Below are 21,806 nucleotides of genomic sequence, written 5' to 3' on the forward strand. Positions count from 1 at the left end.
TGTTGTGTGTTTGCTGATTGTGGCGAGCGGGCTTGCCCCGCGTTGGGCTGCGTAGCGGCCCTAAAACCAGGCGCCGCGCTCGATCAGGCAGAGCGCGGTGGGTTTAATGGGGCTGCTGCGCAGCCCAACGCGGGGCAAGCCCGCTCGCCACAGGGTCTGTTGTACATCGCACGAAACTGTCGTCATTTTCAGTCTTACCGGAGTCAGCCATGGCCATCGCCGTTCCCTCGAACGAGGTCAACAGCCCCACCCTCAAGCAGCGCCTGGCGCGTGCCGAGCGGCTCAATCGCTGGAAGGCCCAGGCCTTGATTGCGCCGCTGGTGCTGTTCTTGCTGCTGGTGTTTCTGGTGCCGATCGTTGCTTTGCTGTTCAAGAGCGTCGGCAATCCGGAAGTGGTGGGCGGCTTGCCGCGTACCGTGGTCGCGGTGACGGCCTGGGACGGCCGTGGCTTGCCGGGTGAACCGGTGTACCAGGCCCTCAGCGAGGACCTGGGCGAAGCGCGCAAAAACCAGACCCTGGGCGATCTGTCCAAACGCTTGAACATGGAACTGGCCGGCTACCGTAGCCTGCTGACCAAAACCGCGCGGGCGCTGCCGTTCAGTGAAGCGCCCGGCTCTTATAAAGAAGCGTTGGAAAACCTCGACGAACGCTGGGGCGACCCGGCGTACTGGCAGGCGATCCGGCGCAATACCAGCAGCCTGACACCGTTCTACCTCCTGGCGGCCGTCGATCATCGCATCGACGACCTCGGCGAAATCGCGCCGGCCACACCTGACCAGGCAATCTACCTGGACATCTTCGCCCGTACCTTCTGGATGGGCCTGGTAATCACTGCCATCTGCTTGCTGCTGGCCTATCCCCTGGCCTATCTGCTGGCCAACCTGCCGGCACGCAAGAGTAACTTGCTGATGATTCTGGTGTTGCTGCCGTTCTGGACCTCGATCCTGGTGCGGGTGGCGGCGTGGATCGTGTTGCTGCAGTCCGGCGGCCTGATCAACAGCGCCTTGATGGGCATGGGCTTGATCGATAAACCCTTGGAGCTGGTGTTCAACCGCACCGGGGTCTACATCTCGATGGTGCACATCCTGCTGCCATTCATGATCCTGCCGATCTACAGCGTGATGAAGGGCATTTCGCCCACCTACATGCGTGCGGCGATTTCCCTGGGTTGCCACCCGTTCACCAGCTTCTGGCGCGTGTACTTCCCGCAGACCTATGCCGGCGTCGGCGCCGGTTGCCTGCTGGTGTTCATCCTGGCGATTGGTTACTACATCACCCCGGCGCTGCTGGGCAGCCCGAACGACCAGATGGTCAGCTACTTCGTGGCGTTCTACACCAACACCAGTATCAACTGGGGCATGGCGACGGCACTGGGTGGCTTGCTGCTGCTGGCCACCGTGGTGCTGTACCTGATCTACAACCGGCTGGTGGGCGCCAGTCGCCTGCGCCTGAGCTGAGGAGACCTTGCGATGCTGAGCCCTTACATGTCGCCCGTTGAACGGGTCTGGTTCTACAGCTTGCGGATCCTCTGCGGCTTGATCCTGTTGTTCTTGATCCTGCCGGTGCTGGTGATCATTCCGCTGTCGTTCAACAGCGGCAGTTTCCTGGTGTACCCGCTGCAAGGCTTTTCGCTGCACTGGTACCAGGACTTCTTTGCCTCGGCCGAGTGGATGCGTGCACTCAAGAACAGCATCATCGTCGCCCCGGCGGCCACGGTGCTGGCGATGGTGTTCGGCACCCTGGCGGCCATCGGCCTGACCCGTGGCAACTTCCCCGGCAAGGCGCTGGTGATGGCACTGGTGATTTCACCGATGGTGGTGCCGGTGGTGATTATCGGTGTGGCCAGTTACCTGTTCTTTGCACCGCTGGGACTGGGTAACAGCTTCTTCTCGTTGATCGTGGTGCATGCGGTGCTGGGCGTGCCGTTTGTGATCATCACGGTGTCGGCCACGTTGCAGGGGTTCAACCACAACCTGGTGCGGGCGGCGGCGAGCCTCGGGGCTTCGCCGTTGACGGCGTTTCGCCGAGTGACCTTGCCATTGATTGCGCCGGGGGTGATTTCCGGGGCGCTGTTTGCTTTCGCCACGTCGTTCGATGAAGTGGTGGTGACGCTGTTCCTCGCCGGCCCTGAGCAAGCGACGCTGCCGCGTCAGATGTTCAGCGGCATCCGCGAGAACCTCAGCCCGACGATTGCGGCGGCGGCAACCTTGTTGATTGCCTTCTCGGTATTGCTGTTGCTGACCCTGGAATGGCTGCGCGGGCGTAGCGAGAAACTGCGCACCGCGGCAGTCTAACGGCCTGCTGGAGATTCTAGTGTGGGAGGGGGCAAGCCCTCTCCCACATGGTTTGGTGTTGTGTTGGAAATCACCATTCAGCCTCTGAATGCTAGGCAACCCGAGTTTCCGAGCTACTCTTGTGCCAGCCCATCACTTAATAAGAGGCCGCGCACATGAGTACTTCCTCATTCAAGATCGCCCACAAACTGCTGACCGGCGCTGGCGCCATCGAACAACTGGCCTTTGAACTCACCCGCCTGGATGTGGACAACCCGCTGATCGTCACCGACGCCGCGCTGGTCAAGTCCGGCACCGTGGCGCTGGCCCTCGAACACTTGGGCGAGCGCACCTACGAGATTTTCGACCGCGTACTGCCCGACCCGGAAATCGCCATCGTCGAGGACTGCATGCGCGTTTACTGCGAGGGCGGGCATGACGGCCTGATCGGCCTGGGCGGCGGCAGCGCCATCGATATCGCCAAAAGCGTAGCCGCCTATGCCGGTTACCACGGTGCGCTGGCGGACCTCTTTGGCGTCGACCAGGTGCCGCGCAAGGGCCCGCCGTTGATCGCCATCCCGACCACGGCCGGCACCGGTTCGGAGGTGACCAATGTGGCGATCCTCTCCGACAAGGCCGCACAGCTGAAAAAAGGCATCGTCAGCGACTACCTTCTGCCGGATGTGGCCTTGATCAGCCCGCAAATGACCCTCACCTGCCCGCGCAGCGTTACCGCCGCCAGTGGTGTGGATGCGCTGGTGCATGCCATCGAGTCCTACTTGTCGCTGAATGCCTCGCCGATCACTGATGCGCTGGCCATCGGCGCGATCAAGTTGATTGCCAAGGCGCTGCCCAAGGCCTACGCCAACCCGGCCAACCTGCAGGCTCGTGACGACATGGCCACCGCCAGCCTGATGGCCGGCATGGCGTTCGGTAACGCCGGGGTCGGCGCGGTGCATGCGTTGGCGTACCCGTTGGGTGGGCGTTTCAACATTGCCCATGGGGTGAGCAACGCGCTGTTGCTGCCCTATGTGATGCACTGGAACAAATTGGCCTGTGTGGAGCGCATGCAGGAGATTGCACAGGCCATGGGCGTGAATGTCACCGGCTTGAGCGTCAACGATGCGGCCGATCAGGCAGTGGACGCGATGACGCGACTGTGTGCCGCCGTCGAGATTCCGGCAGGCCTGCGCAGTTTCGGCGTGCCCGAGGACGCGATCCCGGCGATGGCGGTTGAGGCGGCAGGCATTGAGCGGCTGATGCGTAACAATCCGCGCAAGCTCAGCGCCGCCGATATCGAGAAAATCTACCGGGCGGCGTACTAGCCGTTGAGCCAGGTCACGGTGCGCGCGGCAAAGCATGAGGTATACAATGCGCGCCATCGTGATTTAGCTCAAAAAAGGTGCGTCATGCAGCCCTTCGTTATTGCTCCATCGATTCTCTCCGCCGATTTCGCCCGCCTGGGTGAGGAAGTGGACAAGGTGTTGGCCGCCGGTGCCGATTTCGTGCACTTCGACGTCATGGACAACCACTACGTGCCCAACCTGACCATCGGCCCGATGGTGTGTGCGGCGCTGCGCAAGTACGGCATCACCGCGCCGATCGATGCGCACCTGATGGTCAGCCCGGTGGATCGCATCATCGGCGACTTCGTGGAAGCCGGCGCGACCTACATCACCTTCCACCCGGAAGCCTCGCTGCACGTCGACCGCACCCTGCAACTGATCCGCGAAGGCGGCTGCAAGGCGGGCCTGGTGTTCAACCCGGCCACGCCGTTGAGTGTGCTTGAGTACGTGATGGACAAGGTCGACATGGTCCTGCTGATGAGCGTCAACCCAGGCTTCGGCGGCCAGAAGTTCATCCCGGGCACCCTGAACAAGCTGCGTGAAGCTCGCGCGCTGATCGATGCTTCCGGTCGCGACATCCGCCTGGAGATCGACGGCGGGGTCAACGTCAACAACATCCGCGAAATCGCCGCCGCGGGCGCCGACACCTTCGTGGCCGGCTCTGCGATCTTCAACGCGCCGGACTATCAGGAAGTCATCGACAAGATGCGTGCCGAACTGGCGCTGGCACGTCCATGAGCGGCTTTGAGCAGCTGTTCCCCGGCAAACTGCCACGGCTGGTGATGTTCGATCTGGACGGTACCTTGATCGACTCGGTACCCGACCTGGCGGCGGCGGTGGACGAGATGCTGCTCAAGCTGGGGCGCAAGCCGGCCGGGATCGAGTCGGTGCGTGAGTGGGTCGGCAACGGTGCGCAGATGCTGGTGCGCCGCGCCCTGGCTAATAATATCGATGCCGAAGGCGTGGATGACGTCGAGGCTGAACACGCCCTGGAGCTGTTCAACGCCGCCTATGAAGACGGCCATGAACTGACCGTGGTCTACCCCGGCGTACGTGACACCCTCAAATGGCTGAGCAAGCAGGGCGTGGAAATGGCCCTGATCACCAACAAGCCGGAACGCTTCGTCGCGCCGCTGCTGGACCAGATGAAAATCGGTCGGTATTTCCGCTGGATCATCGGTGGCGACACCCTGCCGCAGAAAAAACCCGATCCGGCGGCGCTGTTTTTCGTGATGAAAATGGCCAATATCCCGGCCTCGCAATCGTTGTTTGTCGGCGATTCACGCAGTGATGTGCAGGCGGCGAAGGCTGCGGGTGTGCAGTGCGTGGCCCTCAGCTACGGCTATAACCATGGTCGGCCGATCGCCGAAGAGTCGCCGTCGATGGTGATTGATGACCTGCGCCTGTTAATCCCCGGTTGCTTGGGAGCGGGCGCTGAGATAACGTTGCCCGACACCGATCCGTCCCCTTCTGGAAATTCCATCGTGGTGGTCACTCGCAAACTCTGGATGAAAGTCATCAAGGCCCTGGCCCGCTGGCGTTGGCGCGCCTGACTGTTCCTGGCCGCGCCCTGCGGCACGTTTGCATACCTGACTGTTAGACCCTCAAGCCACGAGGCATATCATGACCCGCGAAGAATTCCTGCGTTTGGCCGCTGCCGGCTACAACCGCATTCCCCTGGCCTGCGAAACCCTGGCCGACTTCGACACGCCGCTGTCGATCTACCTGAAACTGGCCGATGAGCCTAACTCCTACCTGCTCGAGTCCGTACAGGGCGGCGAGAAGTGGGGGCGTTACTCGATCATCGGCCTGCCGTGCCGTACGGTGCTGCGGGTACATGACCATCATGTGAGCATTACCCATGATGGCGTCGAGATCGAAAACCATGATGTCGAAGATCCGTTGGCGTTCGTCGAAGCCTTCAAGGCGCGCTACAACGTGCCGACCATTGCCGGCCTGCCGCGCTTCAACGGCGGCCTGGTGGGTTACTTCGGTTATGACTGCGTGCGTTATGTGGAAAAACGTCTGGGCCAATGCCCGAATCCGGACCCGTTGGGCGTGCCGGACATCCTGCTGATGGTCTCCGACGCGGTCGTGGTGTTCGACAACCTCGCCGGCAAGATGCACGCGATCGTGCTGGCCGACCCGTCCCGGGCCGATGCGTTCGAGCAAGGCCGGGCCAGCCTCGAAGCCCTGCTGGAAAAACTGCGCCAGCCGATCACCCCGCGTCGCGGCCTGGACCTCAGCCGTCCGCCGGCGGCCGACCCGATCTTTCGTTCAAGCTTTACCCAGGATGACTACGAGCGGGCCGTCGATACCATCAAGGAATACATCCTCGCCGGCGACTGCATGCAGGTGGTGCCGTCGCAGCGTATGTCCATCGACTTCAAGGCCGCGCCGATCGATCTGTACCGGGCGCTGCGTTGCTTCAACCCGACGCCGTACATGTACTTCTTCAACTTTGGTGACTTCCACGTGGTGGGCAGTTCGCCGGAAGTGCTGGTGCGCGTCGAAGACAACCTGATCACCGTGCGCCCGATCGCCGGCACACGCCCACGGGGTGCAACCGAAGAAGCTGATCTGGCGCTGGAAGAAGACCTGCTGAGCGACGACAAGGAAATCGCCGAGCACTTGATGCTCATCGACCTGGGTCGTAATGACACCGGGCGTGTCTCGGAAATCGGTTCGGTGAAGCTCACCGAGAAGATGGTGATCGAGCGTTATTCCAACGTGATGCATATCGTGTCCAACGTTACCGGCGAGCTGAAGGCTGGCCTGACGGCGATGGATGCGTTGCGCGCGATTCTGCCGGCGGGCACCTTGTCGGGTGCGCCGAAGATCCGCGCGATGGAAATCATCGACGAGCTGGAGCCGGTCAAGCGTGGGGTCTACGGCGGTGCCGTGGGTTATTTCGCCTGGAACGGCAACATGGACACGGCCATTGCGATCCGCACCGCCGTGATCAAGGACGGGGAGCTGCACGTGCAGGCCGGTGGCGGGATTGTCGCCGACTCGGTGCCGGCCCTCGAATGGGAAGAAACCCTGAACAAGCGCCGCGCGATGTTCCGCGCCGTTGCGCTGGCTGAACAGACCCCCAATTCCTGAGGTTCCCCCATGTTGCTGATGATTGATAACTACGATTCCTTTACCTACAACGTTGTGCAGTACCTGGGCGAGTTGGGTGCCGAGGTCAAGGTAGTGCGCAATGACGAACTGACCGTCGCCGAGATCGCCGCCCTGAACCCGGAGCGCATCGTGGTTTCGCCAGGCCCGTGCACGCCGACCGAGGCGGGTATTTCCCTAGAGGCGATCCAGTATTTCGCCGGCAAGCTGCCGATCCTGGGCGTATGCCTGGGCCACCAGTCCATCGGCCAGGCCTTTGGCGGTGACGTGGTGCGTGCACGCCAGGTGATGCACGGCAAGACCAGTCCGGTATTCCATCATGATCAGGGCGTGTTCCATGGGCTTAACTTGCCGGTGACCGTGACCCGCTACCATTCGTTGGTGGTCAAGCGCAAAACCCTTCCGGATTGCCTGGAACTGACCGCCTGGACCCAACTGGAGGACGGCTCGGTCGACGAGATCATGGGCCTGCGCCACAAGACACTGAATATCGAAGGGGTGCAATTCCACCCCGAATCGATCCTGACCGAGCAGGGCTACGAGCTGTTCGCCAATTTTCTCAAGCAGAGCGGCGGCACGCGCTAAGGACTTTCCATGGATATCAAGACTGCCCTGAGCCGTATCGTCGGCCACCTGGACCTGAGCACCGCTGAAATGAGCGATGTGATGCGCGAGATCATGACCGGTCAATGCACCGACGCGCAGATCGGCGCGTTCATGATGGCCATGCGCATGAAAAGCGAAAGCATCGACGAAATCGTCGGCGCCGTGTCGGTTATGCGCGAGCTGGCGGACAAGGTCGAGCTCAAGACCCTCGATGGTGTGGTCGACGTGGTCGGCACCGGCGGTGACGGTGCGAACATCTTCAACGTGTCGACGGCTTCTTCGTTTGTGGTGGCGGCGGCGGGTTGCACCGTGGCCAAGCACGGTAACCGCGCGGTCTCCGGCAAGAGTGGCAGCGCCGACTTGCTGGAAGCGGCGGGGATCTACCTGAACCTGACCCCTATCCAAGTGGCGCGCTGTATCGACAACGTCGGTATTGGGTTCATGTTTGCCCAATCCCACCACGGTGCGATGAAGCATGCTGCCGGCCCACGCAAGGATCTCGGCCTTCGTACCCTGTTCAACATGCTCGGCCCGCTTACGAATCCGGCCGGTGTGAAACACCAGGTGGTGGGTGTGTTCAGCCAGGCGCTGTGCCGGCCATTGGCCGAAGTACTGCAACGCCTGGGCAGCAAGCATGTGCTGGTGGTGCATTCCAAGGACGGCCTGGACGAATTCAGCCTGGCGGCACCGACCTTCGTGGCGGAGCTGAAAAATGACCAGGTCACTGAGTATTGGGTCGAGCCGGAAGACCTGGGCATGAAGAGCCAGAGCCTGCACGGCCTGGCGGTGGAAAGCCCGGCGGCCTCCCTGGAACTGATTCGTGATGCCTTGGGCCGTCGCAAGACCGAGAACGGTCAGAAAGCCGCCGAAATGATTGTTTTGAATGCTGGCGCGGCACTTTATGCAGCCGACCACGCCTATAGTCTTAAGGAGGGTGTTGCCTTGGCCCACGATGCGCTGCACACCGGTCTGGCTCGTGAGAAGCTCGAAGAGCTGGGAGCATTCACCGCAGTATTCAAGATGGAGAATGAAGGATGAGTGTGCCGACCGTTCTGGAAAAAATCCTGGCCCGCAAGGCTGAAGAAGTTGCCGAGCGGCGCGCCCGCGTGAGCCTGGCCGAGCTGGAAGCCCAGGCAAAGATCGCCGATGCACCGCGCGGTTTCGCCAATGCACTGATCGCCCAGGCCAAGCAGAAGCAACCGGCCGTGATCGCCGAGGTCAAGAAAGCCTCGCCGAGCAAAGGCGTGATCCGCGAACACTTTGTGCCATCGGAAATCGCCGTCAGCTATGAGAAGGGAGGGGCGACTTGCCTGTCCGTGCTGACCGATATCGACTACTTCCAGGGTTCCGACCTGTTCCTGCAGCAGGCCCGCGCCGCGTGCAAGTTGCCGGTGATCCGCAAGGACTTCATGGTCGACCCGTACCAGATCGTCGAAGCCCGTGCCCTGGGCGCCGACTGCGTGCTGCTGATCGTTTCCGCGCTGGATGACGTGAAGATGGCCGAGTTGGCTGCCGTCGCCAAAAGCGTCGGCCTCGACGTGCTGGTGGAAGTGCATGACGGCGATGAGCTGGAACGCGCCTTGAAAACCCTCGACACACCGCTGGTGGGGGTCAACAACCGTAACCTGCACACCTTCGAAGTCAGCCTGGAAAACACTCTCGACCTGTTGCCGCGGATTCCGCGCGACCGTCTGGTGATCACCGAGAGTGGCATCGTCAACCGTGCCGACGTGGAGTTGATGGAGATCAGTGGCGTGTACTCGTTCCTGGTGGGCGAGACCTTCATGCGTGCCGAGAACCCGGGGGCTGAATTGCAGCGCCTGTTCTTCCCGGAGCGGGGCATGGCGGTCAGCGGTTCGACGCTGGATTGATGATGACGCAGCCGGTGGCGATGACCGTCGAAGCAGGACTTGCCGCCGAGCAAGACCTGCTGGCGGCTGTTTGCGCAGGTGAGCGGGAGTATGGGTTGTTGTTCTGGCAACCCAGCGATCAGGCTTTGGTCATGCCGCGTCGGTTGAGCCGCTTGCCGGCCTTTGAAACCGCCAGCCAGGTTTCAGCCGATGCGGGTTGGCCGGTGCTGCTGCGTGAAACCGGCGGTGAGCCGGTGCCGCAGTCGAGTGCCACAGTCAACATCGCCCTGGTCTACGCCCCGCCGCGCAGTGAGGGCGACCAGAATCGTATCGAAACCGGTTACCTGCGTTTATGTCAGCCGATCTGCGACTTGCTGATCGAGTTGGGCGGCGATGCGTCTGTCGGCGAGATCGACGGCGCATTTTGCGACGGTCGCTACAACGTCAATCTCAATGGCCGGAAAATGGTTGGCACTGCCCAGCGCTGGCGTCAAAGCGGGGGGCGCCCGGTGGGCCTGGTGCACGGTGCGCTGTTGCTGGAAAACGATCGCGAAGACCTGATCGCGGCGGTCAACCGCTTCAATGAAGCCTGCGGTCTTGAACAGCGGGTGCGTGCCGACAGCCATATCGCCCTGCACGAAGCCTTCCCGGCGCCCGATGCGATCAGCCGGCTGGACACCTTGTACCGCCAGATGTTGGCCAGCTTCCTGCCGGTTTAACGGGTACCGAACACCACCATCGTCTTGCCTTTAACGTGCACCAGGTTGCGTTCTTCCAGGTCTTTGAGCACGCGTCCGACCATCTCCCGTGAACAGCCGACAATGCGCCCGATTTCCTGGCGCGTGACCTTGATCTGCATGCCATCGGGGTGGGTCATGGCGTCCGGTTGCTTGCACAGGTCAAGCAGGCAGCGCGCAACACGGCCGGTGACGTCGAAGAATGCCAGGTCGCCGACTTTGCGCGTGGTGTCCCGCAGGCGTTGCGCAATCTGGCCGCTGAGGACATAAAGGATGTCGGGATCTTGTTGGGCCAGTTCGCGGAATTTGGCGTAGCTGATCTCGGCCACTTCGCACTCGACCTTGGCACGCACCCAGGCGCTGCGTTCCTGTTCCTTGCCGGCTTGTTCGAACAACCCCAACTCCCCAAAAAAATCCCCGGTGTTCAGGTAGGCGATGATCATTTCGCGGCCGTCTTCATCCTCGATCAGGATGGTGACCGAGCCTTTGATAATGAAGAACAGGGTTTCGGAGCGTTCGCCGGCGCAGATGATGTTGTGCTTGGCCGGGTAGCGGCGGCGCTGGCAATGCATCAACAGTTTGTCGAGATTCTTGATTTTGGGTATGGGAGTAAGGGCAACCATGGTTGTATCCCGAAAAGACTGCGCTAAATAGTTGGAGTTGTTGTATTCATCGGGTATCGGCATTGATACGCGCTGCATAAAGGGTGGCATTACGCCATCGATTTGGCGTCAGCTTAACAGACACATTCTGACTCGATTAGCCAATTTTCCGCGCAAAGCCTGCTTTTGATCGCTTTTGTTGCAAACGCTGACGCAGGTGGGCCCTGTGCTAAGCTGGCGACCCTTTTTTAGCAGTGGAGTCTGGGCGATGAAGGCACGCATCCAATGGGCGGGCGAAGCCATGTTCCTCGGTGAGTCGGGCAGTGGCCATGTGGTGGTCATGGATGGCCCGCCGGAAGCCGGTGGCCGTAACCTGGGCGTACGCCCGATGGAAATGCTCCTGCTGGGCGTAGGCGGTTGCAGCAATTTCGACGTGGTCAGCATCCTGAAGAAATCCCGCCAGGCCGTGGAAAGCTGCGAAGCCTTCCTGGAGGCCGAGCGTGCCACCGAAGACCCCAAGGTATTCACCAAAATCCACATGCATTTCGTGGTAAAGGGCAGGGCGCTGAAAGAGGCGCAGGTGAAGCGCGCTATCGAACTGTCGGCGGAGAAGTATTGCTCGGCGTCGATCATGCTGGGCGCGGCCGGGGTGGCCATTACCCATGATTACGAGATAATTGAGTTGGGTTGATCGCTCAATCGGCGGACAAAAAGAAAGGGCGCTGTGATAGCGCCCTTCTTTTGGCTCAGATTCGGTACGTGCTTTTAGTCATGACCTTGGCCAATAGGCTCATGCCAAACCGCACTGGCGCCGGGAAGCGAAAACCACCGGCATCCAGCGCGCTTTCTGCGTGATGTTCTTCATCAATGCGCATCTGCTCAAGAATGGCACGGGACTTTTCGTCTTCGGCCGGCAGTTGTTCCAAATGTTCGTCCAGATGTTTGCACACCTGATGTTCAGTCGCTGCGACAAAACCCAGGCTGACCTTGTCGCTGATCAGGCCGGCCGCGGCGCCGATCCCAAACGATAAACCGTAGAACAGCGGGTTCAACACGCTCGGGTGACTGCCCAGTTGGCGGATGCGTTGCTCGCACCAGGCCAGGTGATCGATTTCTTCCTCGGCGGCATGCTCCATGGCTGCGCGCACCTGCGGCAGCTTGGCGGTCAGCGCCTGGCCCTGGTACAGCGCCTGGGCGCAGACTTCGCCGGTATGGTTGATGCGCATCAAGCCGGCGACGTGGCGGGTCTCGGTCTCGCTCATCTGCGCGTCGGGCTGCACGATGGCGGGCGAGGGGCGATACGGCTGGCCGCTGAAGGGCAGCAGCGTACGCATGGCCATGTCGGCTTGCAGCAACAGACGGTCAATCGGCGAGTAGTGACGTTGGGTAGTCATGCTGACCTCCGGGAAGAATCTCGGCGGCCAGTTTACCGCAAGAGAGGGGCAAGCGTTTGCGTTGCGTCAAGGGCATGGAGTCGCAGCCTGGGCGGCGACCTTTGCTGAAAGGCTGATCAGCCCGGCGGCCAGTTCATCTGGCGCTGGCCCAGCACGTGCATATGGATGTGATAAACGGTCTGCCCGCCTTTCGGGTTGCAGTTCATCACCACCCGGAAACCTTCTTCACACCCTTGTTCTACAGCCAGGCGCTGGGCGGTGAACAGGATATGACCGGCCAGGGCTTTATCTTCTTCAGTCAGGTCATTGAGCGTGGGGATGTGTTTCTTGGGAATGACCAGGAAATGCACGGGCGCCGCCGGATAGATGTCCTTGAACGCCAGGACTTGATCATCTTCGTAGATGATATCCGCGGGTATTTCTCTGTTGATGATCTTGGTGAACAGAGTATCCACAGCTGTTTCTCCATTATGAAAGTGCAGGATGAGTGTACCCAGCCCGTCAGCGTGGGCAATAGGCCTTGTTGATGGCGCCGGCGATCTTGCGGGTCAGCCAGCGTGGGCTGAAACGCGGGCTGAAGGCGATCCAGCGGTTGCGACGGCCGGGGATGATGATGGCTTTGTTCTTTTCCAGTGCGCGTACGGTGTAGAGCGCCACTTCTTCGGGGCTCATCAGCTGTTGGCTGCGGTCGAGCCTGGCGGTGTCCATCTGCGCGGTGCCGAAGAACGCGGTGCGTGTCGGGCCGGGGCAGAGCACCGAGACCTTGATGCCGCAGGTTTTCAGTTCTTCGCGCAAGCCTTCGGAGAAATGCAGCACATAGGCCTTGCTGGCGTAATAAGTGCTCATCCACGGGCCGGGCTGGAATGCCGCGATGGACGCCACATTGAGAATCTGCCCGCCGCCGTGCAGCGCCATGGCATTGCCGAGCGCATGGCACATACGGGTCAGGGCCAGGATGTTGACCTCCATCAGGTCCTGTTCGGTCATCCAGTCCTGGGCCAGGAACGGCCCGCTGGTGCCGATGCCGGCGCAGTTCACCAGCAGGTCGATCTGCCGCTCGCCTTCTTCAAGCTCCAGCAGGAACCCGGACAAGCGCAGTGGCTCGCCAAGGTCGCAGGCCCGGAACAGCACTTCGACGCCAAAGCGTTGGGTCAATTCGATTGCAATGCTTTCCAACTGATCACGCTGGCGGGCCACCAGAATCAAGCTGCGGCCGCGACGGGCGAGTGCTTCGGCCAGGGCCAGGCCGATTCCGCTGGAGGCGCCGGTGATCAGAGCGTAACGGGTCATGCCTTTCTCCATCGCAACGCCGCCGCGCCTGTGACAGAGGCATCACAGGCCGGGGGCGTTTCTTCACTGTTCTGGAGAGTCTACAGGTTCGCCCGCTTCGTCAGCACTCTGCGCTTCGTCTTCTTCGACGGTTGCCGCCTGGTCGGCGTCTTCGTCGGAGGTGATGGAGCTGCTTTCGTAGCTGCTGTCCACGTTGGCTTCGAGCTGGTCCAGGTAACCGTTCATGCCCAAGGTCACCACGATGGCAAGCATGACTGGAATAAACGCCAACCACAGCGTGGCCAGGACTTTTACCGCGGTGGAGTTACGTGGCGGTGGCGCACCATACTGGTTGGCGCCTGCATTGCCCGGCAGTACCAGCAACAGGATCGGGAAGACACTGTTCACCAATGGCACCAGGTTGAGTAGGTACAACCAGCCCGACCAGCCCAGGTCATGCAGGCGCTGCACGCCGATTTGTACACTGACCCATACCAGCGCCACAAACAGCGCGAGACCCAGCAGTACTCCGATGATGGTGCCCGCAATCGGTGAGGCGGTAGCCACGGCAAAGCTGACGGTGCTGATGATGCCACCCGCAACCAGCATCGCCAGGGTCAACACCAGGGTCCATGCCAGGTAGCGCAGGCGGCCGATCCGCCCATGGATAGTGAAGACTTTGAGGGTGGCGTACTCGGGCAAGTCATCACCCACCGCCGCGCGGGGAGGCGCATAAGGCGAGGCATCCGGACGCGCGAAACCAGAAGGGCCGGAATCCGTCTCGTGAGTTTCAGCGAGGCTGAAGGCCACAGGCTGTTCGGGCTCAATGCGCGCGTCGACACCGGCGTTTTTCAGCGCGGTGAGGTAGGTTTCCGCATCCGGGCGAGACAGGTCGCGCTTGAGCGCAACCGGGCGGCCGGTAAAGAGCTTTTCGATGGCTTCGACTTCGCTCTTGAACAGCTCGGCCAGGTTCAGTTTGGCCGTGGTGCTTTCGACACCCGGGAGCAAGGCTCCATCAAACACAATCTTGAAACGGTTGTCGCTCATGCGGGCTTCCTTGTCACTTGTTCAGGGAGGTAGTGCAGGCCCGTCTAATCAGCAGGCCTGGCAGTTGGGTCAACGTGGCCAGCGCAGTTGTGCCGCCTGTTCGCGTGCCTTGCGGTATTCGGCATCCAGGCGCGCAACGAGTTCATCGACGCTGGGCAAATCATCAATCTCACCGACGCCTTGGCCAGCAGACCATACAGTCTTCCAGGCTTTGGCCTCGTCGCTCAACGGCTTGAGCTTGGAGCCGAAGTTGACCTCGCCTTTGCCTTGCAGGGCGGCGAGGTCGAAACCGGCGTTTTCCAGGCTCTGGCGCATAAAGCTGGCGGGCACGCCGGAGACAGCGGGAGTGTGCACGATGTCGGCGGCGCGCGATGTGAGCAGCATCTCTTTATACGCATCCGGTGCCTGGCTTTCGGTAGTGCCGATAAAGCGCGTGCCGAAATAGGCCAGGTCTGCACCGAGCAGTTGGGCAGCGAGAATCTCGTGCCCGTGATTGAGGCAGCCGGCCAGCAGCAGGGTTTTGTCGAAGAACTGGCGGATCTCGGCAATCAGCGAGAATGGGCTCCAGGTGCCGGCATGGCCACCGGCGCCGGCGGCTACGGCGATCAGGCCGTCCACACCGGCCTCGGCAGCCTTCTCGGCATGGCGGCGGGTGGTGACGTCGTGGAACACCAGGCCACCGTAGCTGTGTACCGCGTCCACCAGCTCTTTGACGGCACCCAGGCTGGTAATGACGATGGGCACTTTATGCTCAACGCAGATCGCCAGGTCTGCCTCCAGGCGGGGATTGCTGTTGTGCACGATCAGGTTGACGGCATAGGGCGCGGGGTTGTACAGCAGCGCCAGGCCCGCTTCGATTTCCTCCAGCCAGGCCTTGAACCCGCTGCTTTCGCGTTGGTTAAGCGCCGGGAAACTCCCGACCACCCCATTGCGGCAGCACGCCAGGACCAGTTGCGGGTTGGAAATCAGGAACATCGGCGCCGCCACGAGGGGCAGGCGCAGACGTTGTTCAAGCAGAGCGGGCAGCGACATTGGAGGTACCCCAAGTAATTGAAGTTAGAACGGTTTGACCACGACCAAAATTACGATAGCCAGCAATATCAGAACGGGCACTTCATTGAACCAGCGATAAAAGACATGGCTGCGGGTGTTTTCGCCACGGGCAAAGCGTTTTACCTGCGCGCCGCACATATGGTGGTAGCCAATGAGCAGTACGACGAGGGTCAGCTTGGCGTGAATCCACCCGCCCGAATGAAAGATGCCTGGGTTCAGATAGATCAGCCAGCCGCCGAAAATCAACGTGGCGATCATCGCCGGCCCCATGATGCCGCGATACAACTTGCGCTCCATGACGCTGAAACGCTCTTTGCTGACGGTGTCCTCGCTTTGGACGTGGTAGACGAACAGGCGTGGCAGGTAGAACAGCCCGGCAAACCAGCAGACGACGCTGACGATGTGGAAGGCTTTGATCCATAGATAGAGCATTTCTAGTTATTCCCAGGTTCACGGTAACTGAGGATAGTAGTGGCTCATGCGCCCATACGTCACGTTGGCGGTTGTCGCAGGACGATACGACCCCTATTATCGACGGCTTTCCAGTGGGTTCGTTGAGGGCAGGTTTATGGTCAAGGTCGGTATCGTCGGCGGCACGGGTTACACCGGTGTCGAATTGCTGCGTCTGTTGGCTCAGCATCCGCAAGCTGAGGTGGTGGTCATCACTTCCCGATCCGAGGCCGGGCTGGCCGTGGCCGATATGTACCCGAACCTGCGCGGTCATTACGACGGCCTGGCGTTCAGTGTTCCGGACATCAAGACCCTGGGCGGCTGCGACGTGGTGTTCTTCGCCACCCCGCACGGTGTTGCCCACGCCCTGGCAGGCGAGTTGTTGGCCGCCGGCACCAAGGTGATCGACTTGTCGGCGGACTTCCGTCTGCAGGACGCTGATGAGTGGGCCAAGTGGTATGGCCAGCCGCACGGCGCGCCGCAGTTGTTGGAAGAGGCGGTGTACGGCCTGCCGGAAGTGAATCGTGAACAGATCAAGCAAGCGCGCCTGATTGCTGTACCGGGCTGCTATCCGACGGCTACACAGTTGGGCTTCCTGCCTTTGCTGGAAGCGGGGCTGGCAGACGCTTCGCGCTTGATCGCGGACTGCAAGTCAGGCGTCAGCGGTGCCGGTCGTGGTGCGGCGGTTGGTTCGCTGTACTCCGAGACGTCGGAAAGCATGAAGGCCTATGCGGTGAAAGGTCACCGTCACTTGCCAGAAATTCGTCAGGGGCTGCGCCGCGCGGCTGGGAAGGACGTGGGCCTGACCTTCGTCCCGCACTTGACCCCAATGATCCGCGGTATTCACTCCACGTTGTACGCCACCGTGGTCGATCGCTCGGTCGACCTGCAGGCGCTGTTTGAAAAGCGTTATGCCAACGAACCGTTCGTCGATGTGATGCCGGCCGGCAGCCACCCGGAAACCCGCAGCGTGCGCGGTGCCAATGTGTGCCGGATTGCTGTGCATCGCCCGCAGGACGGTGACCTGGTCGTGGTGTTGTCGGTGATCGATAACCTGGTTAAGGGCGCGTCCGGCCAGGCGGTGCAGAACATGAACATCCTGTTTGGCCTGGATGAGAAGTTGGGGCTGTCCCACGCGGGCATGCTGCCTTGAGGCGGTTGAGTCGCTAAGCAAAAGGCCCGTTGATCGGGCCTTTTGTGTTTTTAATGGCGACAGCGCAGATTGATATACCGTAACAATAGTTGACCGCTTTTCTAGGAGAAGCGGATAATGCCGACCATTACGCATATGGCGGCGCTACGCCGGGAGATTATCAGCATGAGCGTTGAATCCTTCACCCCCACGGCTTTGCAATTCACCCACGGTGCTGCGCACAAGGTGAAGAGCCTGGTCGATGAAGAGGGTAATGATCGCTTGAAGCTGCGCGTATTCGTTACGGGCGGCGGTTGTTCAGGATTTCAGTACGGTTTTACCTTCGATGAAGATGTAGCCGATGATGACACCATCGTTGAGCGCGAAGGCGTAAGTTTGGTTGTGGACCCGATGAGCTTCCAATACCTGGCCGGTGCCGAGGTGGATTACCAGGAAGGTCTGGAGGGTTCACGCTTTGTGATCAAGAACCCTAACGCTACCACCACCTGTGGTTGCGGGTCTTCGTTCTCGATCTGATCGGCAACGGATGCAAAAACGCCGCTTGGCTGTGATAGGCCAAGCGGCGTTTTGCTGTGCGCAGATTTTAGGTCGGGTAGATGGCGCCCAGTACCCGAAGTCCTCGTGCCCCGGTGACGCTTGGGCGGTTGGCGGCGATGCCTTCGAGACAGCAATGGGCCAGCCATGCGAAGGCCATGGCCTCGACCCAGTCGGGGTCTACTCCGTAAGTGGCGGTGCTGCTGACTTGAGTCGATGGTAGCAGGGCGGCCAGGCGCTTCATCAGCGTGGTGTTGTGGGCACCGCCGCCACACACCAGCAGTGTTTCGGTCTGGGGCTGGGCGGCCTGCAGGGATTCGATGATGGTCAGGGCGGTCAGCTCAAGTAGCGTGGCCTGAACATCCTGAGGCTCGAATGTTGGTAAGCGACCCAGGTGTTGGTGCAGCCATTCCAGATTGAACACTTCGCGGCCGGTGCTCTTGGGGCCCGTGGTCACGAAGAAAGGGTCGCTGAGCAGGGCGTTGAGTAGAGCTGGCTCGACCTTGCCGCTGGCCGCCCACTGGCCATCACGATCAAAGTGTTCACCGCGTTGCTGGTGAATCCATGCATCCAGCAGGACATTGCCTGGGCCGCAGTCGAAGCCGGCTACAGGTTTGCCGGTCTCAATCAGGCTGAGGTTGCTGAAACCTCCCACATTCAATACGGCACGGTTACCGCTGTGCTCGCCAAATAGCGCTTCATGGAACGCAGGGACCAGCGGGGCGCCCTGACCGCCGGCGGCGACGTCGCGGCTACGGAAATCGCTGACCACGGTGATGCCTGTAAGCTCGGTGAGCAAGGCCGGGTTGCCGATCTGTACGGTAAAGCCCCGTGCGGGTTCATGGCGGATGGTCTGGCCATGGCTGCCAATTGCGCGAATGTCCTGGGGCTTGAGGTTTTGTTGGTCGAGTAAAGCGTGAATACCTTGAGCGGCAAGCTTCACCCAGTTCTGCTGGGCGATGGCTGAGCGAGCGATCTCATCTGCCCCGCTGGCGCAAAGAGCAAGCAGCTCAGTGCGCAGGGTGTCGGGCATGGGAATGTAGTGTGTAGCGATCAGCTTGATCGCCGGGGACTGCTCGATCAAGGCGATGTCCAGGCCATCAAGGCTGGTCCCGGACATCACGCCAATATAGAGCGCCATACTTAACGCTTCGCCGAAGCCAGCAGGGTGGAGCGTTCTTGGTCCATGCGCGCCATCAACGGCTGGCTCTGTTGCATGAAACGGGCACGCTCGGCCTTGGCGATCGGGTCGGCCATGGGCAGCTTCTGGCCCAGTGGGTCGACGTGAACGCCATTGACCTGGAACTCATAATGCAAGTGTGGGCCGGTGGACAGGCCGGTAGTACCGATATAGCCGATCACCTGGCCTTGTTTCACTGTGCCGCCGGTTTGCACGCCCTTGGCAAAGCCTTGCATGTGGCCATACAGGGTGCGGTAGGTATTGCCGTGCTGGATGATCACGGTATTGCCATAGCCGCCACGACGTCCTGCCAGCAGGACTTTACCGTCGCCGGCTGCCTTGATCGGCGTGCCACGCGGGGCGGCGTAGTCGACGCCTTTATGGGCGCGGATTTTGTTCAGAATTGGATGCTTGCGACCCATGGAGAAACGCGAGCTAATACGAGCGAAGTCCACTGGGGTGCGGATGAAGGCCTTGCGCATGCTATTGCCATCGGCAGTGTAGTAGCTGCTGTTACCTTGTTTGTTGGTGTAGCGCACGGCGGTGTAGGTCTTGCCGCGGTTGGTGAAGCGTGCGGAGAGAATGTTGCCGGTGCCCACGACTTTGCCGTTGGCGACTTTCTGCTCGTAGATCACGTCGAATTCGTCGCCCTGGCGAATGTCCTGGGCGAAGTCGATGTCGTAGCCGAACACGCTGGCCATGTCCATGGTCATGCTGTGGGACAGGCCTGCCCGGGCCGCCGACTGTGACAGGGAGCTGTTGATCACCCCGTGTACATAGGCCGAGCGCATGACCGGCTTGGTAGTGATCCGATTGAAGGCAAAGCCTTTGGCGCCCTTTGTCAGGGTAATGCTTTCGAGGTCGCTGACATTGCTGTGCAGGTTGTTCAGTTGGCCATCGGGGGCGAACTCGAATTCGAGCTTCTGGCCGTGCTTGAGCTGGGTGAACTGCTTGGCTTGTTTGTCGCTCGCCAGCACTTCATTAACGGTAGCGGCGGGGAGGCCGACCTTCTCGAATAGAGTCGACAGGGTGTCGCCCTTGGCCACGATCACTTCGCGGTGCTGAGGGTTTTTGGCCGTGTCGGCAGCAGGCGCAGCTGTACTCTGGGCTGCTTGTTGGGTGTCTTCGGGGCTGTTTTCTATCTGGGCGAACGGTGATTCGGTGGTCGTATTTGTGGCTTGTTGCGCGTCGGAAGCGTCTTGATCTTGTGTCAGTTGTTCAACTGGACTTTCCAGGTCAAGGCTCAGGGATGTTCGTTTGGCTTCTACGTCACTGGAAGGGAATACCAGGAGTGCCAGGCTGAGAAGGGCGGCGATACCACTTGCGGCGAGCAGGTGGGTCTTCGGGTAAAGCGGCGGCGCTTTAGACGGTTCAGTGGTCATAGGTAATTTTGACTTTGAAGATGAAATGGAAAAGATGAATGACATGATGAAGATGAAATAACTGTATAAAATATAACCAAATCATCTGTGGCGCAAGCTCGCGAACGCTGGGCTTGCTGAACGGTGTCCGTTCGCAGGGCAAAACTTGTAATTAGTCCCTGATCTTGTATGGTTGGTTCCCTTTTGAATCTGAGCCTTGCGGGTCTGTTATGAAGTCGGTTGAAGAGCAGCTAGCGCTGATAAAACGTGGTGCGGAAGAACTGTTGGTCGAAGCTGAGCTGATCGAAAAGCTCAAGCGTGGTCAGCCCCTGCGTATTAAGGCTGGCTTTGATCCGACTGCGCCGGATCTGCACCTGGGGCATACGGTGCTTATTAATAAGCTGCGCCAGTTCCAGGAGTTGGGGCACCAGGTCATCTTCCTTATAGGTGACTTCACCGGAATGATCGGTGATCCGAGCGGCAAGAGCGCCACACGTCCGCCGCTGACCCGTGAGCAGGTGCTCGATAATGCCGAGACCTACAAGACTCAGGTATTCAAGATACTCGATCCAGCCAAGACCGAAGTGGCGTTCAACTCTACTTGGATGGATCAGATGGGGCCGGCGGACTTCATTCGCTTGACCTCTCAGTACACTGTCGCGCGCATGCTTGAGCGTGATGATTTCGACAAGCGCTACTCCACCAATCAGCCGATCGCCATTCACGAGTTCCTCTACCCGTTGGTTCAGGGCTATGACTCGGTAGCGTTGCGTGCGGACGTTGAGCTGGGCGGCACTGATCAGAAGTTCAACCTGTTGATGGGGCGTGAGCTCCAGCGTGCGTATGGGCAGGAAGCCCAGTGCATCCTGACCATGCCGTTGTTGGAAGGGTTGGATGGCGTCAAGAAGATGTCCAAGTCCCTGGGGAACTATGTCGGTATCCAGGAGGCGCCGGGCGTTATGTACGGCAAGCTGGTTTCGATTCCTGATGCTTTGATGTGGCGTTACTTCGAGTTGCTGAGCTTCCGGTCGATGGACGAAATCAATGCGCTGCGTGCTGATGTAGAGGCAGGCGCTAATCCACGTGACGTGAAGATTAAGCTGGCGGAAGAGATTGTTGCGCGTTTCCATGGTGAGGAGGCTGCGGCCAGTGCTCACCGTGCTGCGGGTAATCGCATGAAGGATGGCGAGTTGCCTGATGATTTGCCGGAGATCGAGCTGTCTGCTGCCGAGGCGATGCCGATTGCTGCCGTGCTTAATAAGGCTGGCCTGGTTAAGAACTCGGCGGTTGCGCGCGACCTTCTGGGTTCGGGTGGGGTGCGTATAGATGGTGAGGTTGTGGATCGCACCTTTATATACGAGCTGGGCGCTACCCACGTTTGCCAGGCGGGGAAGAAGGCATTTGCGCGCATTACGCTAAAATCCGAATAAACCTGAAATTAAGTGTTGACGGCGAATTTTATCTGTCTATAATTCGCCCCACTTCCGGCGCAGTCGAAGCGGAAAACTCCTTGGTAAACAAAGAGTTACGCGGAATTCGACAGCGACTTGCTTCAGTTCATCGAAGCCCAGAAGCAGTTGATAGGGCAGTGTTGTCTGGCTCTATTAACGTTTCGATCTTCTCGGTCGAAAGCGGAGAAAAAGAGGTGTTGACAGCAGCGTGTAACGCTGTAGAATTCGCCTCCCGCTAACGAGAGATCGGAAGCGCAAGTGGTTGAAGTTGTTGAAGAAATCTTCGAAAACTTCTGAAAATAATCACTTGACAGCAAATGAGGCTGCTGTAGAATGCGCGCCTCGGTTGAGACGAAAGATCTTAACCAACCGCTCTT

The 21,806-nt window shown here is 60.2% G+C and carries 23 protein-coding genes; 14 read left to right on the forward strand and 9 right to left on the reverse strand.

Going from position 1 to position 21,806, the window contains the following annotated elements; genetic code table 11:
• Nucleotides 1-209: 209 nt before the first annotated feature.
• From BM017_RS07225 to BM017_RS07270, 10 genes are all read left to right on the forward strand, one after another.
• Nucleotides 210-1,457, forward strand: a complete 1,248-nt coding sequence (locus BM017_RS07225; protein ID WP_071490225.1) for an ABC transporter permease — start codon at nucleotides 210-212, stop codon at nucleotides 1,455-1,457.
• A gap of 12 nt (nucleotides 1,458-1,469) precedes the next feature.
• Complete coding sequence (locus BM017_RS07230; RefSeq protein ID WP_015886162.1) at nucleotides 1,470-2,294, forward strand: ABC transporter permease; 825 nt, start codon at nucleotides 1,470-1,472, stop codon at nucleotides 2,292-2,294.
• Between the two features lie 155 nt (nucleotides 2,295-2,449).
• On the forward strand, nucleotides 2,450-3,598 hold the full coding sequence (locus BM017_RS07235; protein ID WP_092242329.1) for an iron-containing alcohol dehydrogenase: 1,149 nt from the start codon (nucleotides 2,450-2,452) through the stop codon (nucleotides 3,596-3,598).
• An 84-nt stretch (nucleotides 3,599-3,682) separates the two neighbouring features.
• Nucleotides 3,683-4,357 carry a ribulose-phosphate 3-epimerase gene (rpe, locus tag BM017_RS07240; RefSeq protein ID WP_071490223.1) on the forward strand — a complete coding sequence of 225 codons (675 nt, stop codon included), beginning with the start codon at nucleotides 3,683-3,685 and terminating at the stop codon, nucleotides 4,355-4,357.
• Nucleotides 4,354-5,172 carry a phosphoglycolate phosphatase gene (locus tag BM017_RS07245; RefSeq protein ID WP_071490222.1) on the forward strand — a complete coding sequence of 273 codons (819 nt, stop codon included), beginning with the start codon at nucleotides 4,354-4,356 and terminating at the stop codon, nucleotides 5,170-5,172. Before rpe ends, BM017_RS07245 begins: the two co-directional genes overlap by 4 nt.
• A 70-nt stretch (nucleotides 5,173-5,242) precedes the next feature.
• Nucleotides 5,243-6,724 carry an anthranilate synthase component I gene (gene trpE, locus BM017_RS07250; RefSeq protein ID WP_092242334.1) on the forward strand — a complete coding sequence of 494 codons (1,482 nt, stop codon included), beginning with the start codon at nucleotides 5,243-5,245 and terminating at the stop codon, nucleotides 6,722-6,724.
• Between the two features lie 9 nt (nucleotides 6,725-6,733).
• The gene (locus tag BM017_RS07255; RefSeq protein ID WP_092242337.1) at nucleotides 6,734-7,327 is read left to right on the forward strand and encodes an aminodeoxychorismate/anthranilate synthase component II; all 594 of its coding nucleotides are present in this window, start codon (nucleotides 6,734-6,736) and stop codon (nucleotides 7,325-7,327) included.
• A 9-nt stretch (nucleotides 7,328-7,336) separates the two neighbouring features.
• The gene (trpD, locus tag BM017_RS07260; protein WP_071490219.1) at nucleotides 7,337-8,386 is read left to right on the forward strand and encodes an anthranilate phosphoribosyltransferase; all 1,050 of its coding nucleotides are present in this window, start codon (nucleotides 7,337-7,339) and stop codon (nucleotides 8,384-8,386) included.
• The gene (gene trpC / locus BM017_RS07265) at nucleotides 8,383-9,219 is read left to right on the forward strand and encodes an indole-3-glycerol phosphate synthase TrpC (RefSeq protein WP_071490218.1); all 837 of its coding nucleotides are present in this window, start codon (nucleotides 8,383-8,385) and stop codon (nucleotides 9,217-9,219) included. Before trpD ends, trpC begins: the two co-directional genes overlap by 4 nt.
• A complete protein-coding gene (locus BM017_RS07270; RefSeq protein WP_170856046.1) occupies nucleotides 9,219-9,917 on the forward strand; it encodes a lipoate--protein ligase family protein in 699 nt (232 codons plus the stop codon). The genes trpC and BM017_RS07270 overlap by 1 nt, the downstream gene beginning before the upstream one ends.
• On the opposite strand, the gene crp is transcribed toward BM017_RS07270, so the two are convergent.
• Complete coding sequence (gene crp, locus BM017_RS07275; protein ID WP_071490216.1) at nucleotides 9,914-10,558, reverse strand: cAMP-activated global transcriptional regulator CRP; 645 nt, start codon at nucleotides 10,556-10,558, stop codon at nucleotides 9,914-9,916. The two genes, BM017_RS07270 and crp, sit on opposite strands and share 4 nt — an antisense overlap.
• A gap of 247 nt (nucleotides 10,559-10,805) precedes the next feature.
• Here crp and BM017_RS07280 point away from each other — a divergent pair, with 247 nt between their 5' ends.
• Nucleotides 10,806-11,228, forward strand: coding sequence for an OsmC family protein (locus BM017_RS07280; protein ID WP_005792019.1), 423 nt, complete (start codon nucleotides 10,806-10,808; stop codon nucleotides 11,226-11,228).
• Nucleotides 11,229-11,283: 55 nt separating this feature from the next.
• Here BM017_RS07280 and coq7 read toward each other — a convergent pair whose 3' ends face one another.
• From coq7 to hemJ, 6 genes are all read right to left on the reverse strand, one after another.
• On the reverse strand, nucleotides 11,284-11,931 hold the full coding sequence (gene coq7 / locus BM017_RS07285) for a 2-polyprenyl-3-methyl-6-methoxy-1,4-benzoquinone monooxygenase (RefSeq protein ID WP_015886151.1): 648 nt from the start codon (nucleotides 11,929-11,931) through the stop codon (nucleotides 11,284-11,286).
• A 116-nt stretch (nucleotides 11,932-12,047) separates the two neighbouring features.
• Nucleotides 12,048-12,386 (reverse strand): histidine triad nucleotide-binding protein, encoded by a 339-nt coding sequence (locus BM017_RS07290; protein ID WP_071490214.1) that lies wholly within the window; start codon nucleotides 12,384-12,386, stop codon nucleotides 12,048-12,050.
• A 46-nt stretch (nucleotides 12,387-12,432) separates the two neighbouring features.
• The gene (locus BM017_RS07295; RefSeq protein WP_092242344.1) at nucleotides 12,433-13,221 is read right to left on the reverse strand and encodes an SDR family NAD(P)-dependent oxidoreductase; all 789 of its coding nucleotides are present in this window, start codon (nucleotides 13,219-13,221) and stop codon (nucleotides 12,433-12,435) included.
• Between the two features lie 63 nt (nucleotides 13,222-13,284).
• Entirely contained in the window at nucleotides 13,285-14,247 is a 963-nt protein-coding gene (locus BM017_RS07300) for a DUF805 domain-containing protein (RefSeq protein ID WP_092242347.1), read from the reverse strand.
• A 69-nt stretch (nucleotides 14,248-14,316) separates the two neighbouring features.
• Entirely contained in the window at nucleotides 14,317-15,279 is a 963-nt protein-coding gene (locus BM017_RS07305) for an NAD(P)H-dependent flavin oxidoreductase (protein ID WP_092242350.1), read from the reverse strand.
• A 24-nt stretch (nucleotides 15,280-15,303) separates the two neighbouring features.
• Nucleotides 15,304-15,732, reverse strand: coding sequence for a protoporphyrinogen oxidase HemJ (gene hemJ, locus BM017_RS07310; RefSeq protein WP_092242353.1), 429 nt, complete (start codon nucleotides 15,730-15,732; stop codon nucleotides 15,304-15,306).
• Between the two features lie 136 nt (nucleotides 15,733-15,868).
• On the opposite strand from hemJ, the gene argC reads away from it, so the two are divergent.
• Nucleotides 15,869-16,903, forward strand: coding sequence for an N-acetyl-gamma-glutamyl-phosphate reductase (gene argC, locus BM017_RS07315; protein ID WP_092242356.1), 1,035 nt, complete (start codon nucleotides 15,869-15,871; stop codon nucleotides 16,901-16,903).
• 165 nt (nucleotides 16,904-17,068) lie between these two features.
• Complete coding sequence (gene erpA, locus BM017_RS07320; RefSeq protein WP_003176443.1) at nucleotides 17,069-17,419, forward strand: iron-sulfur cluster insertion protein ErpA; 351 nt, start codon at nucleotides 17,069-17,071, stop codon at nucleotides 17,417-17,419.
• Between the two features lie 67 nt (nucleotides 17,420-17,486).
• Here the strand turns inward: erpA and BM017_RS07325 are convergent, their stop codons facing one another.
• Together BM017_RS07325 and BM017_RS07330 are read right to left on the reverse strand one after the other, a co-directional pair.
• On the reverse strand, nucleotides 17,487-18,578 hold the full coding sequence (locus BM017_RS07325; RefSeq protein ID WP_092242359.1) for an anhydro-N-acetylmuramic acid kinase: 1,092 nt from the start codon (nucleotides 18,576-18,578) through the stop codon (nucleotides 17,487-17,489).
• Nucleotides 18,579-18,580: 2 nt separating this feature from the next.
• The gene (locus BM017_RS07330) at nucleotides 18,581-19,999 is read right to left on the reverse strand and encodes a peptidoglycan DD-metalloendopeptidase family protein (RefSeq protein WP_092242362.1); all 1,419 of its coding nucleotides are present in this window, start codon (nucleotides 19,997-19,999) and stop codon (nucleotides 18,581-18,583) included.
• A gap of 209 nt (nucleotides 20,000-20,208) precedes the next feature.
• On the opposite strand from BM017_RS07330, the gene tyrS reads away from it, so the two are divergent.
• The gene (tyrS, locus tag BM017_RS07335) at nucleotides 20,209-21,408 is read left to right on the forward strand and encodes a tyrosine--tRNA ligase (protein WP_010206932.1); all 1,200 of its coding nucleotides are present in this window, start codon (nucleotides 20,209-20,211) and stop codon (nucleotides 21,406-21,408) included.
• The last annotated feature ends 398 nt before the right edge of the window (nucleotides 21,409-21,806 follow it).

It is taken from the genome of Pseudomonas sp. NFPP04, from assembly GCF_900113815.1.
Lineage (GTDB): Bacteria > Pseudomonadota > Gammaproteobacteria > Pseudomonadales > Pseudomonadaceae > Aquipseudomonas > Aquipseudomonas extremorientalis.